Here is a 16,404-nt window from a genome sequence, read left to right on the forward strand (position 1 = left end):
TCCGTATCATTTTGAATTGTGAATAGCTTAATTTTAAATATTGACTGGATGGCCTGGGGCAAACTATTATTAAACATAATAATATCGTTCGTGACCTATTACGCTGGAAGCACCCGTAATAAAGGCTTTTGCCTTTGCTACGGGTGCTTTTTTTTGTTGCCATTAGGTTACGACAATAGGAGGAGAATAAATGAAAATATTTAAGTCAGTGCCCTTACTACTGCTTACGATCCTGCTACTGCTAAGCACATCATCAGGAGCTATTGCTGCATCTACAACAGAATTAACCCCCTCTGTTAAAGCGGCTTTTGATCTGACGGCCGCAACGGCAGATGGTCCTGCCAGGGTTAAGCTGACTTCTCTTTACAATGATTTATCCACCTTAAAGCTGCAGTATGATCAGCGCGAGGAGCAAATCCGAATCCTTCACTACAATAATGAGCAATCGCTAGTTGGGGTTCGTCAACAAATTAAAGGGATTGATCTTGAAACAGTGACCCGATTGGAAGCCTCCGTTAAGAGTAGCAAGCAGCGCTATCAGCCTTTATTTGACCAGTATAGTACACTTAACAAGCGAATTAGTATCGCCAAGTCACTTAAGGACAAGACCTTGAATACCGTACTACGTGCCCAAGGTGATGCTATGAAGATCTTGGTTCAGTTGGCACGCCAAGAGATCAGTGACAAGCAGAATCAGCTGAACGCCGCGAAAAAGAAACGTTCCCAAAAGATAGCCGAAGCTCGTAAAACCTTGTCTGGCATTGAAAGTCCTCAAATCACGATCAAATCTAACAAGAGCGTGATCACCTCGTTAAACAAACGTGTCTCAGCAGATTGGACTGACTTTAAAGCAGCGATTCGCAAACAAAACCTTACTCTAACCACCCAGTCCTTAGCTGCACTGGTCTCCGGTTACCGTCAGATCGCAACCCATAAGCAAAAAATAATTGAGCTCGAACAAAAGGTTTCCCTTGTTATTGCGAATACGAAGAAGCAAATCAGTTAGCGGACTTCTTCTTCTCATTTGCTCTGCGGTAAGCCATCACTTTGCGGTACATGCTTTTATTAGAGAGATGTTTGAAAATATATGGATCTGGACTCGTATTCACTTCAATAATCCAAGGCGTCATGTGGTTATCTAATCCTACATCTACACCAATCTGTTTAAAGCCAGGATATTTCTTATGGTAGAAACGTCCGGTATCCTCACCTAGCTTTCGCAATATCTTAAGCATCTGAGCTTGTTGAGCATCGTTCAAATAAGGCGACAGCAGCTTCTCCATAGACATTAGCGTACCACCGTTATGATAATTGGTAACAATCTTGCCCTTCTCAGCTACTCGGCCAATCAATCCGGTAGTTTCCCATTTGCCACGCGGACTGAGCTGGACCATCACACGGATATCAAAACGATGCTTTCCGTGCTTTAGCAAAACAATCCCTCTCTGAATCAAGTAACTGCGTCCGCGTGTTGCTTTCTTAAGGGATGAATAAAAGGTGTCATAGGCTCCAAAGGTTTTTATCTTTGTTCCACTTTGGTATTTGTATTCTGTTCCATGAGAATCCTTACTCTGTTCAACCTTCATTACACCGTTACCATAGGTGCCATGTTCCGGCTTAACGTAAATCATCCCATATTTCAAGAGCATCGTTCTTAAGTTTGCTTTACTAAACTTCACTGTTTCTGGAATGAGCGGTGAAATCTCGGAACTTTGCATGAGCACCTTGGTTTTAATCCATTTGCTGGTCAACGCAGACTTTAACTTTGTTCCCAATTGCCCTCTCCCCTGTCACTCAAATAATGATCACAGCCTTGCTTAACCTTAGTATTTTATGCTCCGACTATATGAATGGAATGGGTTGAACGCCCTCTCCGCTCTCAGATGTATCTCTAGATACTCAAGCTGCATATGGTGGGAAGAGGATAACCATTAGCGGATCAGAGGAGGCATGAACCATGCATATTTGTATTATTGCGCCGGAACGTCTCCCGGTTCCGGGAGACGGGTCAGTAGAAATCTGCATTTGGGCCATTGCCAGAAGGCTGGCTGAGAAACATAAGGTTACCATTGTGAGCCGCAAAGTGCCGGGACTGCCCGATGCTTCCATATTGGAGCGGGTCAGAATCATTCGGTTGCCCGCAAGTACTCCCGTTCATTATCGTACTTCGGTATTAGACTACATTCAGAATGAGTCATTTGATATAGTTCAGGTCGATAATCGCCCTCATCTTATGTCTGCTGTAAAGAAACGGCTCCCTCATCTTCCGGTATTTCTATTTCTGCATTCTCTTACATTCACACCGGACACAGTTAAGACTGCTAGGGCCTTGGCTAGAGCAGATCTGATTATTGCGAATAGCCACTCTCTACAGCGAAGACTAACCCGTCGCTTCCCGCAATTGAACAATGAAATTCGTATCGTCCTGCTCGGAGCAGATCTTGATCGATTCACTCCTGTAGCGATACAGGAAAAATACCATCTTCGCAAACTTTACAGACTCCCGAGGATCTTTACCGTATTGTTCGTCGGTCGAGTCATTCCCCGCAAAGGCGTGCCCGTATTGATACGTGCTATGTACCATTTAAATAAACACCTTCCCGCTCATCTTGTAATTGCAGGCAAAGGGAAACCATCATATTTGCGACAGCTGAAGCTGCTTGCACGGCGACTAGGCGTATCCGTCTCCTTCCTTGGAAATGTAGCTCATGAGGATATCCATACCATTTATCAAGCAGCCGACTGCTTCGTATGTCCTTCTCAGAATCATGAATCCTTTGGGCTTGTTAATGTAGAGGCCATGGCCTCGGGACTACCGGTCATCGCTTCTAGCAATGGCGGTATCCGTGAGATTATCGACTCCGGCCATAACGGATATCTGGTGGAACGATATCGCGAGGCCTTGCCCTTTGCTAGAGATTTGCTGCGACTAGGCCGGAATCCGGAGGTAGCAGCAACCATTGGGAAACAAGGACGAGCGGATGCGCTTGAAACCTTCAATTGGCAACGTACAGCAACTGATTTGGAACGGCTTTATCAAGCTGCCTTCGTACAGCAATAGATCCCTACAATCATAAAAAAGTAGTCCGCCTCCATTCACTGGAGACGGACTACTTTGATTTAAATAAATTGAACAACTGTAAGTACAAGCCCTACAACAAAACCGCATAAGGCACCGTTCACACGAATCCACTGAAGATCTTTACCTACTTTATCCTCCAGCATATTCACTAGACTAGCATCGTCCATGCTATCCAGATTCTCCTTCACCAAAAGACCGATTCGGAAGTGGTTAGCCTCTACAAATGCAATCAATGAAGCGCGAATCCGCTCCTCCCAGCTACCGATCCACTCTTGTTCCTTACTAATACGGCGCATAAGAAGGGTGTATAGTGCAAATAGTTTTCGTCCGCCAGCTGCCCGGTCCTCTTCTAATAAGGAGAGTGCCTTACTACGTACGTTCTCCAATTGAGTATGCAGAAAAGCAGTTACTGCTTCTCCCTCAAGCTCTTGTAGTGCCCATTCTTTCACAGAAGTCATTCTAGCCTCATCATTAACAATCTGGAACAACGCCACCCGGATTTCCCGGATGATCTCTTCACGATAAGGGCTATCCTCTTCACGAAAATCGCGAATACCGGACTGCAGCATGCCTTGCAGCATTTCACCAAGCATATCCGCATCCATGAATCCAACGAAAGCCTGAAAAGCCATCCCTTTCAGTCCACCGAGCTTTACTTCAGCCAGTTTCTCGCTGGCGATCTTACCCAGCATAGCTTTCGTTTCAGGACGACCGCTCCAGTTAGATACCCCTTCCAGCGCATAATCCAGAGCCGCTACATCTTTTCCGTCGTTCATTAATTTAGTGACAATCTTATCAGCCGCAACTCCAAGCTCCGCTTCACGAATATAGTCAGAGGCTGCCTTTTGAAGAAAAGGTACAGCTTTCTCTACCGGAAGACGTGACACGAATTCGCTAAGTTGCTCTAGGATCTGGGCTCTCGCCTTCTTCTTGCTAAAGAACTTCGTCAGCAGCTTGGAACTCATAGACATAATGCCAAACTTGCGCAGCTTGTTCTCAATACTCTCTTTGTTCAGCAGCTCAGTCTCCATAGCGGTAATTAACGACTGAATAATCTTATCCCGATTCTTGAGCAGCAGTGAGGTATGTGGAATACGCAGCCCGAGCGGATGGCGGAATAACGCGGTTACCGCGAACCAGTCGGCAATCCCCCCAACCAGCCCAGCCTCAAAGCCACCTCTTAGTAGAATTACAGCGAGATTTTCAGGTAGAAATAGTGTAATCAGAAACCCACATGCCATAAAAGCTAGTGACATGGTGGCCAAGTTTTTGGATCTCACGATTAGTCCCCCTTACATACACAGCTGCCGATGTCCTTACGCAGGAAAAATACCGACGGATCACGTCCCACGAACATGAACTGACGATAAACTCGGCTAGTCGATTAGTTTAACAACTATTGTACCACGACTGAACTATATTCTAAAAATATACGATTAGACTAGGAATGAAAAGGTGTTTTTGGTTTTCAGAATATTAATGATAAGATACAATTAACGTTCTCACTAGCCCGCGAAGGGGACAACTATGACTGGATAAGGAGATCTTACATTATGCTGATTGCTTTAGATATGGATGGAACATTGCTGAACGAAGAAGGACAAATTAGCCCAAAGAACCGCGAGGCGATTATAAAGGCTCAAAATTTAGGTCATATCGTAATTATTGCTACGGGACGCTCTTTTATGGATGCGGAACGACAACTGCGGCTGGCAGATCTGGAATGCCCTGTAGTCAGTCTGAATGGCGCAGTGGTTACATTGTCTGACCACACGCTGGCAGCAAGTAAACCGCTGAAGAAGGAAGACATCATTCCTGCATTACGCTGGATGAACGAAATTCCGGATTTGTATTACGAGGTATACACAGAGGACAACGTATATGTGGAGCTCAATAAACGGGTACGATTAGAGAAACTATCTGCACTAAGTGAAGAAGAAGTACCTGAGGAAGTCAGCTGGCTGCTAAAAGCAATGATCGATCAGCAGTTTCAACAAGCGGCTGTAACTTACGTCGAAAGTATGGAAGAGATCTGGAGTAAAGAAGAAAACGTCATTTATAAAACATTAGCCTTTTCTCTAGACCGGGAACTGCTCAAAGAAGCCTCCACCCGCTTCGCCGCGATCCCTGGCCTTATTATTACAGCCTCCCATGTCAATAATATCGAAATTAACCATGAGGACGCCAACAAAGGCTCCGGTGTAGCTATGCTCGCCGCCCACTATGGCATCCCGCTAACAGATGTAGCCGTAATGGGTGACAGCTATAATGATCAACCGATGTTCGAGGTGGCAGGCTACCGGATTGCCATGGCTAACGCAGCACCGATTCTAAAGGAAATGGCTGAATTTGTTACAGTCAGTAATGCCGAAGATGGAGTGGCGACAGGACTTGAGCATCTTATGGCTAAATTCTGAACCAACATGCCTGGCTTAAATCATAAACTGCCAAAAAAACCTCTAACATCATCCTGAGGATGGGTTAGAGGTTTTTTTAAGATTGTCTTAACTAATTATAGCTACAGCTTTATACAAGGATGATTGTCCAAGCTCAATGGCTTGGCAAACTCAACGTCTTTTAATAACTCGTTATTCCGCTTATTGTGCATAACACGTGATTCGGATAGCACTGACTGAATCTCCTTGAGCATTTGACGATTCTCATCATATAAGGTAACTGCCAGTGTATGATCATCTTGTCTTACAACCAGCTCCATATTGGGCTTAACTTCAAGCGATACCGTTTCGAAAGGAGACATATCGATGATAACTTCCAGTCCCACATTCTTGAATGTATAGGCGTAAGTGATTTCAAGTCCACGGTTATACCTCGCTTCGATCTGTCCCTTTCCTATGTTCACATTATAAGTCAAGGATTCAAGCTCTTGCGGAATTCTTGGAGCAATTGTCAGTGTATTGTTAATCAGGTCTGGACGGATACCTAAGAAATATTGGTACCACACACGCAGGTGCTCAGCATTGGACCAAGCTTGCAGGTATGCACCCGTCAACTTCGCCCAGCTCTCACCTTCCTCTGGATAAGCATCCATATTCTCACAAAGTCCACCAACAACACCTAAATTCAAGGCCTGCCAGTTCATATTCTTGAATAGCTGATAGGCCGTTTCTTCCTGCCCTGCTTCAATCATACGCTGCATCGCAATACCATTAAGCCAAATCCAAACCGCACCGTTATGGTAAGCCTCGTCTTTCGGATAATGAGATGTTAAATGAAACGGACGAAACAATGGATGATGTCTATCTAGCGAAGCAACACCCCATGGATAGACCAACTCTTCCCACGCGGTACGAATCGCTCTAGCCTTAAAATCGTTATCATCAAACATTTCAAATGCAAATAACTGGTTTGGGCGCAGGGAGAATTCCGGCTTATCTTCTGCATCCAGTCTGTCTGCTAAATAAGGATGCGCTTGATCAATGAAATCGACCTCAAAATGGCGCTTCAAGGTTTCAGCAATGCCCTTCCATTTATCAGCATTCACCTTGTCATTCATATATTCAGCAAAGTAAACACCAGCAAGCAATTGGTTATACCAGAGTGCTTGAATATCGTTGGCACGGGTATCCCGAGGAGAATATGACTCCAAATTGCCATCCCGGGCATCCATCCAAGTTTCATTATCTGCGTGCTTCAAGTACCCTTTATCATCTACCCAATATTTTATGGAACCTTCAATACTATATTGTACATTGTGATACAGCTCTTTAATGATCGCTGTATCTCCTGAATACTTAACGTAATCCTGCAACTGGATAATGAATCGCGGCGTACCATCCGTTGTATGGTAATCCACTTTTCCAGGAGACAAGATATTTGGAATTCTACCAAAGTATTTAGAATCTTCGTCCGTATTCTGAAACTCTGCGAATGATAGCAAGATATTTCTAGCCGTTTCGAATTGCCCTGTAACGAGCACAGCGCCTGGAAGAGCTATGAATTGATCCCGTCCCCAATATTCGTTAAACCATGGTAGTCCTGCATAGATACCATCACCCTGCTGTCTAGTAACCAACTGATCCATTGTGATGTTCAACCAATTCATGGCTAAAGTAAACGTATCATCACTGCTGGTTAGATGGGCATTATGGTGTAAGAAATCTTCCATCCGCTTAACACGTTCATCTTTCAAAGTACTAATATCTTGTCTAGCTTTAAGGATTAAGCTTGCTGCTTCTTCGGATGTCTTACCTGCAGCGATATAATAACCCCCAGCGTTTGCATCGGCAATTAGAACTTCATTATCCATATGCAAAGGTGAAAGGTTGATAGCACTAACTGCAATCACCCAATCTCCCTCGATAGCGCTAAAGAACGCGAGATGATCCTGTTGGTTTATATAGCTAACATTCTCTCCCCTTAAAACGATGCCTATGTCTTCCTTAGCATTAGCGAGACTAATTTCTAATAGATTATGATAATCCAACAACCACAGCTCTTCTGTAAGATCGGCGTGCTTACGCACCATTTTATAAGGATAGGCCCAAACTTCAGCTTGTCGATTGTCTAGCTTCTGTTCACCTACGAATAAGGTGTATCCACCGAAAATTCTATTCTTAGCAATATTAAGTCCCTCAAAAAATGCATGTTCCACATGATCCGTATGATGGGATTGCGTAAAATAAAATGCTGCCTCTTTATTCGTAAATGAAATACTCCGATTGGCTTCTTGAGAGACAAATGTCTTCATGTCATCCAGAATTGATGTATGAACTTGATTACTATTCATTGTAAGCCTCCTACTTGAAAATAGTAGGCCGCTATGAAGCTTCATAGCGGCTGTCTACTAATATTTATTCTTTAACCGAACCAACGACAATCCCTGATACGAAATACTTTTGCATAAACGGATAAATCAACAACAATGGTAGCGTAGAAACTACGATTTTAGCAGCGTTCAAAGTCTTATTCGAAACTTTTGCTAATTCCAATAATTTTTCAGGATCCGTAATGTTCTGAACCTCAACGCTAAGCTGTTGGATATAGGTTTGCAATGGATAATTCGCCGTCTTATTAATATAAACCAGGGCACCAAAGTAATCATTCCAATGGCCCACAATAGTAAAGAGCGTAACGGTGGCAAGCGTAGGCAATACTATTGGGAGATAAATTGTCCCTAATATTCTCCACTGTGAAGCTCCATCTATATTCGCTGCTTCCTCTAGAGATTTCGGTACAGCGCGGAAAGCATTCATCAGCAAGATAACATTCCCTATCGGTACTGCACCCGGCAAGATCAATGACCAGATGGAGTCTAAAAGATTAAGCTCTTTGACTACCATAAAGGTTGGAATCAATCCGCCTGAGAATAACATCGCGAAGATAACGAGATTCATATAAACCTTCTGACCCGTGAATACTCGTGAACTTTTAGACAATGGATAGGCTGTAAGAATCATCAGTACCATATTCACAAGCAGACCTAACACTACCCGTTCTACAGAGATCATGAATGAACGCCAAAACTGGCTGTCAGACAATAATTTTTCATAGGAGCTAAACGTCGGATTAACCGGGAATATACTTACTAGATTTGCGGAAGCCGCCGCATTATCACTGAAAGAGATGGCTACTAAATTGACTAACGGTATGAGACAGGACAAGGCGAACGCTAGAACAAATACCCAGATAATAACATCTGCAATACGACCCTTGATGTTAGATGCGTAAATGGGAGAACCCCCCTTTCTTTAGAAAATACGATAATCCGTAAGTTTTTGGGCCAATTTATTCGCAGAAAGAATCAGTACGATACCAACGACCGACCGTAATAGGCCAACTGCTGTACCTAAGCTGTATTGTCTTTCCACCAGACCCACCCGATAAACGTAGGTATCAATAATATCCGAAGATTCATACACCAAAGGATTATACAGATTGAAGATCTGATCAAAACCAGCATTCAATACATTCGGCAAGTTCAAGGTTGTAACCAGCAAAATAGTTGGCATTAAGCCTGGCAACGTGATGTGCCACAGTTTCTTAAACCGGTTGGCTCCATCAATGGAGCCCGCCTCATAAAGTCCGGGATCAATGGATGTCAGGGAAGCTAGGTAGATGATTGAACCGTACCCAAAACCCTTCCAGACATCTGTTAATACTAGCATCGGTCTAAACCAGGTATTGCTGGCCATAAACAAGACCGGGTCAATCCCAAACCAACTTAACATGGCATTAACAGGACCTTCATAAGAGAAGATATTCATGACTACAGTAGCTAAGATCGCCCATGACAAGAAGTTCGGCAGATAAACAACCGTCTGTATGAATCGCTTAGCAAACTTTACCCGAATTTCATTTAATAACAGGGCAAACACGATGGATGTAAAAGTACCCACGATAATTTTCCATAACGCGATAACGATCGTATTACTGAAAATCTGTTTGCTGTCAGGAATTTGGAGCATAAATTTGAAATTATCAAGACCTACCCAGGATGAACCACTCATTCCCTTAGCCGGAACATAATTTTGAAAAGCCATTATAATACCGAACATTGGAATAAACGAAAAGATAATTAGGAAAATCATGCCTGGCGCCATCATGAGATGGAATGCTGTCTGATCTTTTTTATTTTTCATTTACGGATCATCTCTTTCAACATCATTTGGTTGCTATCGCTTCGTTAACTTCCTTAGTAATTACTTCGCCGCCAGTTTTATTCCAGCTATCTACAAACTTATCAAACGCGTCAGGTGTTTGCTCACCTGTAATGATCTTCAAGTACATTTCAAGTTCCATTTTAGTAAGTGTCGGCCATTTCAACGTCATGGATGATGTACTTCCAAAGAATAATGGATTCACTTCTTTAATATTAGAGGCTTTCACCAAACTAGCTGTCGTAATACTGGAAGTATATCCAGCCCATGCATTGGAGTCTGGTGTTTCTCCATTCTTCTTACTATCAAGAAATTTCTTATAGGAGTTATAAGCCGTTAAATCCTCATTGCTAGTTAATTTACTTGTATCGCCTGTTTCTAATGCTGCTTTCATGATGTCAACGTTACGATAGAAAGCGTCATAATAATCGATATTAATGGCGAGCGGAGATCCACCAACATTCATGCTCTTATAATCTTCAAATTCTTTCAAAGCTTTTTCATCTTTTTCTTGGTAACGCTGATAGTCATATTGAGCACTCACAAGCTTGGCTGCAAGTTCAGGATGTTCAAAGCCTTTGCGAACAACCAAATAACTGCTGGAAGGATTTCCAGTGAACATTGTAAGCGAGCCATCCTCTGATTGTGGGGCAACATAAGATACCCATTCCGCTTCTGGATTCAGCTTAAGTGTGTCAGCCACAGTCCAGCTTCCCCACCAGTTATCCATGAACGACCCACTTTTTCCGCTTGTAAGTAGCGCCTTGCGGTCATCACCAGTACGTACTGCAAACTGACGATCAATCAAGTTATTCTTGTACATTTCAGACAACTTGGTCAGTGCTGGCTTCATCTCTGGTTGAACAGATCCGTATACAGCCTTTCCACTTCCATCATCAATCCACTGTTTTGGATACGCACCATATAGTGAAAAGATATTATTAAATGAGAATTGTCCACCAGAGACACCGGCAACGTTTTCATTATCGACAACAAGACCTAGCGTCTTACCCGCTCCGTTACCACCTGGATCTTTTTCTACAAATTGCTTAATAATGTTCTCGACATCAGCCATTGATTTCGGCTCAGCAAGTCCCAATTTGTCCATCCAGTCTTTGCGAAGCCAGAGGATACCAGGACCATGTGAGATTTCAGTAGTTGGTATGGCCATCAGCTTGCCATCGAACTTTGCGCTATCCAGAACACGACCACCGTAGGAATCATAAATTTCCTTAATTCGATCGCTGGCAGTATTTTCATAAACCTCGGTCAGATCTGCAATCAGATCGTTCTCATAAAGCTGTTGCAATGTCGCGTAGTCAGGAACCACCATTAGATCAGGGATTTCACCGCTTACAATCGCCATCGAAACTTTCTGACTGTAGTCTGTACCATCATTGGACTCAAACGAGGTCGTATTTTGAATGTTCAGCTTATCCTTGAAATATCTTGTCCACACATTGTTTGTGGCATTATCTTTCTCATAAGGCGTTCCTGCAAGTGCTGAATAGCTCGTTGCCACTTGTCCAACAGAATAAGTAACTGTTTCAGGATAGGCGCCAAATGGAGTCGTCTGTGCTTCTTTCCATGCAGGATCACTCGCATCTGTCTTTGGGGTAGATGCTGAAGAATTATTAGAACTTGAACAACCTACCATAGCAACAGCTAATAGTGATGCTAATACTATGGAGCTTGATTTTCTCAATTTATGTTTCATTATAAGAGCCTCCCTTTTTCTATAAAAAAAACTCGTATTAGAAAACGATTTCAAAGCGCCGGCCAGCTTCAAAAAAATTTTTATTGTTACTTCCTTAAGTTTATAGATTATTGCTATCCATCGTAAACGCAAAAAAATTATGTTTTACACAAATAAATACTCATCATTAACGATAATATCGAGGAATAATTGCTACGGTCGAAGATGTTATACTACAATATCAATGTCACTACATGTCGAAAGGTGGTAAATAATGTTATCCATATTGGTGGTAGATGATCATAAGGAGGAGCGAGAGGGGATTGCTTTCCTCATTAAGGAGCTTGGCTTCCCCCTCCAATTGCATGTTGCAGAAAACGGTCGTAAAGCACTTGAATATGTAAGCGCACACTCTGTCGATATTCTATTTACCGATGTGCGGATGCCTATAATGGATGGATTACAGCTAACAAAGGAAGCATTAAAGTTGCACCCCAAATTAAAGGTGATTTTATTCAGTGGATTCGCTGAATTTGAGTATGCCAAAACAGCCCTCTCCCTGGGCGTATCCGAGTATCTTTTGAAACCTGTTAACATTGAAGCATTCCAAACTACTTTAGAAAAAGTTATTCAGGAATTAAAGAACCAGCAACAAAAAGAAGAAGCGTCACAAAGAAAGCTAAGCTATGTGAGAAAACATCTACTCTTCTCTCTAGTCAATGGCATCGGAAGCCCGCCTCCTCTTCAAGAGCTGTCTATTGAATTACCCAGCCATTACAATAAAATGCTTTTGTTAGAATTCGATAAGCCATTTTTTGAATCTGTGGATTCGGAGTTCGAAGAGTTTGTTCTTGGTTTAGTAGACACATCTGCTGATTACTTAAATCTAAACGGATGTCAAAGTCTACTACTGTTTCCCGAGCAAGAGTCCCCTTCTTCCCAGTTTGATAATAATTCAGCGATGCACCTGCATCATTGTATCCTTGATAAATATAAAGTGAATTGTTATCTCGCTATGAAAGAGGAACTAACCTCAATACTAGATTTAGGTTCACTTTTGACTTCATTAGAAGAATTGATGGAATATCGTTTTTTTCTCCCAGATACCTTTGTGTTTAATACACAAAATGACTTACATTTCTCTGAGGCCTTGTATCCAGACCTTACAGATAGCCATCTACTAGATCAGATTCGAAATAATCTGAAGGATCAAGATATTTTTAGCTTACGAGCAAATACTGAGATTTTATATCAAAAATACGTACATCAAGTACAGTATTCACATTTATATGTAAAGTATATGTTTTCCACAATCTATCAAGAGATCATGACACAAGCTGCACCTATATCAGAAATGGAGCTGCAGACTGCCGTCGAGACCATATATGGATCTGAAGATTTGCGGGATATCAAAGATATCATATTTGAAGGTATCGCTCGGATTGATCAGAACTCCACCAACCATGAGCCTACTCAGAACCGTGATGTCGACGCCGTCAAACAATATATTGAACAATATTATGCAGATGATCTCAGTCTGGAAATGCTTGCTGCTAAAGTGTATTTGTCTCCACATTATCTTAGCTCCATATTCAAGAAGCAGACAGGCTGTGGGCTTAATAAATATATTAAGAATGTCCGCATGCAAAACGCAAAAGAGTTGTTAACAAATACGCATCAAAAAATATCAAATATTTGCACCGCAGTGGGCTATCGCAATATTTCATACTTCTGCCAAAATTTCAGGGATTTTTATGGGTACACACCAGAAAAATATAGACAGTATAATCAGAAGTCCTCTGTATATCGGGAGGAGCATTATGCAACTTTGGCGGACACTTAAGCAAAATATTCGCGACTTGAAGTTTCAAACCAAGATCATGCTTTCATTTATGTTAATCAGTATGATTCCTGTGATTGTATTGGGCAGCTTCTGCTATCAAGAAGCCAAATCATCCCTCATTAAGCAATCCAAATCTGATTTGAAAGCAGCCTTAAATCAAGGGGCTTTAGCTTTAAATAGTCATCTGGATGTCTACAATAAACTCATGAATTTCTTGAGTTTTAATCAGGAAATTATTAATTCAGCTAATCATACCTATACAAGTATGTATGAAATGTATGATCAGTTAACCCATGTGATTGACCAAAATTTCAATACGGCACGGTATCTAAATACAGGTGTAGAACAAATCACTCTGTATACAGGAACCAATCTTTTGGCACATGGCAATACCGTCCGAGCCCTAAATGATATTAAACAGGAACATTGGTACCCGCCGTTGATGAAGTCAGTCGATGTCCTGTGGTTTACAGATAATAAGGAGATTTTTGCTGTTCGACGCATTATTAATACGAAACAGAAAGATCCAAAAGAAAATGTGCTGTATGCACGTGTGAATTACGATTCGTTATTCACACCTTTTGACTCCCTACTCTCTCAAGGTTCAGAGATTCTCGTCAAAGATGCTTATGGAAAGTCGATCTATGCCTCGCCTGGTATAGAAGGATATATTCCTTCCAATAGCACAGATAACTTGGATACGCTGCAATGGAAAAATACAAAGTACACTGTACTGCAATCTGAAGTTCCTATATCAGGATGGACAGTGATGTTGTGCAAACCTACGAAGATGATTACGAATTCTGCTTGGAAAATCCTTTCGACAGTTGGGCTTGTTATTGTTGCCTGTATTGCTGCCGTTGCTATAACCGCCAATCTATTCTCTCGAAAGTTCAATTCACAAATTAAGCGTCTGCGCAATAATATGCGCACCGTAGAAGAGGGATCCCTGGAAGTCACCGTCACCAGCACATCCAAAGATGAAATTGGGGATTTAATCAGAGGCTTTGGCAATATGGTTGACAAAACAAAAGTGTTAATCGATAAAGTCTACATTGAGGAAATTTCACGAAAAGAATATGAAATGAAAGCCCTACAGGCTCAGATTAATCCTCATTTTCTATATAATGCTCTTTCGCTCATCAATTGGAGAGCCATTCGAATCCATGCAACAGATATAAGTGAAATGGCGCAGCTTCTATCCACGTTCTATCGGACTACGCTGAATAAAGGGAATAATATTATTTTGGTTTCAGATGAACTATTGAATGTACAATCTTATATACAGATTCAGCTTAACATGCATAGCAACAGCTTTGAGATAGAATATCAGATCGACGAGGCTATTCTCTCTTATTACATGCCTAACCTGATGCTTCAGCCTCTAATTGAGAATGCTATTATTCATGGTATTGAGAATAGAGAAGAAGAAGGAAGCAAAATTATTCTATCCGGAGAACTGGTGGAGGAGTGTATCATCTTCAAAGTAAAGGATAATGGCGTTGGCATCCCACAAGAACGACTCAATCTTCTGCTTAAATCCCAGTCTATAGGCTATGGGCTCAAAAATGTAAATGACCGGGCTATGCTAATGTACGGACCAGAATACGGCTTGTCCATTACCAGTATTCTAGGACTGGGAACGGAGGTCACATTTCGATTTCCATCCAAAAGATACGAAGGTGGCTCAGATCTATAACTCTTTTAAATGCAGTGATGTTAATTAGCTACACTCTAAAATTAAATTCAACCGGGACATGTACGCTGGATTAAACCCGGTTGATTTTTTTCAATCTATTGAATTACAAATGATCAGGAGCGCTTTCCTCCTCCACCCATTCGGCAGAAACACGTACATAATCCCCCACATCAGAAGATGTCACCAGTTCAATAATGATCAATTCGAGCGGCGTAATCGCCCGTAAACCATGTCTCGCACCGGCAGGTACTATAACTGTGTCTCCGGCTGCAACTGCGTGAAGAACGCCGTTCATACGGTACTCTCCATTCCCCGAAAGAAAAGACCATATTTCTTTGGTATGCCTGTGAAAATGATAGCTGGTGTGCTTCCCTGCCAACATCGTGATTTTGGAAGTCGTAACCTCAACTCCTGCTGCTGTTCGTGAGAAATCCAGAATGCGTGAGCTCCCCCACCGCTTTTCTTCAATCATCGGCTTCGCGGCATGACCCTCCAACTTCTGCTTAATCCGTTTCGCCTGCTCGATCCCAGCAACCAAAATACCATCCGCACCCGCCGCCACAATCAAACCTGGGGCACCGATGACATGTACGGGACAAGAGAGTTCGTTCACTAAATAGGTTCCTTTTGAATCCTCAGAAATGCTCCCCCTGCCAATTACCTTTTCCTGCAAATGAGGGGTAAGCGCATCCCAACTACCAATATCCGCCCAAACTCCGGTGTAAGGAATAACTACCGCTCGCTGCGTATGCTCAAGCACTTCATAGTCAAAACTTCGTTCTGGCAATTCGTCATAATGCTCCACTAGCTCCATGTAATCTGCTGAAAGATTCCGTTCCATCATAGTTGAGAGCAAGTATCCTAATGAGCAAGAGAACACCCCACAGTTCCATAGTCCTCCACAGGTAATGAACTCGGCCGCCGCCAGTTCGTCTGGCTTCTCTGCAAATTGCTTCACATTTAGAAAAGACGTCCCCTCTGAACCTTCACTCGGCAATATATACCCGAACTGTGTGGATGGGAATTCAGGCGTAACACCGATCAGGGCAATATCCGCTTGTGATTCGGACAGCACGCTGGGAAACTGCCGAAGCTGACTGAAAAAAGAAGCCTCCACATATGAATCCACCGGAATGACCACAACGATCTCTTCTAAGTTTATTTTCTTCACGGAATGTAAATAGCTCGCCGCCAATGCAACTGCAGTAAAAGTTCCCCTCTTCTGTGGCTCCGCCAGTAAAGCAACCTGATTGCCAACAGATTTGCGGGTAATTTCCACCTGACTGCGATGGGTTACAATGCAGCTTGAATCTAACAATCCTGCCTCATCCAGTCCTCTGCATACTCGCTCGATCATCGACTCCATGCCGCCATTTTCTGTTGGAAGAAGTCTTAAAAATGCCTTTGACCTGATCTCATTCGACAGCGGCCACAGCCTCTTCCCCGATCCCCCTGAAAGGAGCACGA

General features: G+C 42.5%; 12 protein-coding genes. 5 read left to right on the top strand and 7 right to left on the bottom strand.

From position 1 onward, the window contains the following. Nucleotides 1–190 precede the first annotated feature (190 nt). The gene (locus tag MKX35_RS01735; RefSeq protein ID WP_076285118.1) at nt 191–1,006 is read left to right on the top strand and encodes a hypothetical protein; all 816 of its coding nucleotides are present in this window, start codon (nt 191–193) and stop codon (nt 1,004–1,006) included. Here MKX35_RS01735 and MKX35_RS01740 read toward each other — a convergent pair. Further along, a complete protein-coding gene (locus MKX35_RS01740; RefSeq protein WP_256716337.1) occupies nt 999–1,775 on the bottom strand; it encodes a YheC/YheD family protein in 777 nt (258 codons plus the stop codon). The genes MKX35_RS01735 and MKX35_RS01740 overlap by 8 nt on opposite strands. A 182-nt stretch (nt 1,776–1,957) precedes the next feature. Here MKX35_RS01740 and MKX35_RS01745 point away from each other — a divergent pair, with 182 nt between their 5' ends. Next, entirely contained in the window at nt 1,958–3,061 is a 1,104-nt protein-coding gene (locus MKX35_RS01745; protein WP_076299906.1) for a glycosyltransferase family 4 protein, read from the top strand. A gap of 59 nt (nt 3,062–3,120) precedes the next feature. On the opposite strand, the gene MKX35_RS01750 is transcribed toward MKX35_RS01745, so the two are convergent. Then, a complete protein-coding gene (locus tag MKX35_RS01750) occupies nt 3,121–4,362 on the bottom strand; it encodes a DUF445 domain-containing protein (RefSeq protein WP_076285116.1) in 1,242 nt (413 codons plus the stop codon). A 273-nt stretch (nt 4,363–4,635) separates the two neighbouring features. Here MKX35_RS01750 and MKX35_RS01755 point away from each other — a divergent pair, with 273 nt between their 5' ends. Further along, nucleotides 4,636–5,499, top strand: a complete 864-nt coding sequence (locus MKX35_RS01755) for a Cof-type HAD-IIB family hydrolase (RefSeq protein ID WP_042184240.1) — start codon at nt 4,636–4,638, stop codon at nt 5,497–5,499. Between the two features lie 101 nt (nt 5,500–5,600). On the opposite strand, the gene MKX35_RS01760 is transcribed toward MKX35_RS01755, so the two are convergent. The 4 genes from MKX35_RS01760 to MKX35_RS01775 all read right to left on the bottom strand — a co-directional run bounded on the left by MKX35_RS01760 (nt 5,601) and on the right by MKX35_RS01775 (nt 11,416). Continuing rightward, entirely contained in the window at nt 5,601–7,829 is a 2,229-nt protein-coding gene (locus MKX35_RS01760) for an amylo-alpha-1,6-glucosidase (RefSeq protein WP_076299907.1), read from the bottom strand. A gap of 64 nt (nt 7,830–7,893) precedes the next feature. Then, complete coding sequence (locus tag MKX35_RS01765; RefSeq protein WP_042184238.1) at nt 7,894–8,772, bottom strand: carbohydrate ABC transporter permease; 879 nt, start codon at nt 8,770–8,772, stop codon at nt 7,894–7,896. Between the two features lie 18 nt (nt 8,773–8,790). After that, on the bottom strand, nt 8,791–9,681 hold the full coding sequence (locus tag MKX35_RS01770) for an ABC transporter permease (protein WP_042184236.1): 891 nt from the start codon (nt 9,679–9,681) through the stop codon (nt 8,791–8,793). A 22-nt stretch (nt 9,682–9,703) separates the two neighbouring features. Continuing rightward, nucleotides 9,704–11,416, bottom strand: a complete 1,713-nt coding sequence (locus MKX35_RS01775) for an extracellular solute-binding protein (protein WP_081382939.1) — start codon at nt 11,414–11,416, stop codon at nt 9,704–9,706. 253 nt (nt 11,417–11,669) lie between these two features. Here MKX35_RS01775 and MKX35_RS01780 point away from each other — a divergent pair, with 253 nt between their 5' ends. Continuing rightward, nucleotides 11,670–13,238: a response regulator gene (locus tag MKX35_RS01780; protein WP_076299908.1), complete on the top strand. Its 1,569-nt coding sequence runs from the start codon at nt 11,670–11,672 to the stop codon at nt 13,236–13,238. Continuing rightward, nucleotides 13,216–14,937: a sensor histidine kinase gene (locus MKX35_RS01785; RefSeq protein WP_076299909.1), complete on the top strand. Its 1,722-nt coding sequence runs from the start codon at nt 13,216–13,218 to the stop codon at nt 14,935–14,937. Before MKX35_RS01780 ends, MKX35_RS01785 begins: the two co-directional genes overlap by 23 nt. Before the next feature lie 103 nt (nt 14,938–15,040). Here MKX35_RS01785 and MKX35_RS01790 read toward each other — a convergent pair whose 3' ends face one another. Continuing rightward, on the bottom strand, nt 15,041–16,402 hold the full coding sequence (locus MKX35_RS01790; RefSeq protein WP_256716339.1) for a sugar phosphate nucleotidyltransferase: 1,362 nt from the start codon (nt 16,400–16,402) through the stop codon (nt 15,041–15,043). Between the last annotated feature and the right edge of the window lie 2 nt (nt 16,403–16,404).

The sequence above is a fragment of the Paenibacillus sp. FSL R5-0923 genome (assembly GCF_038009145.1).
In the GTDB taxonomy this organism is placed as follows: domain Bacteria; phylum Bacillota; class Bacilli; order Paenibacillales; family Paenibacillaceae; genus Paenibacillus_AQ.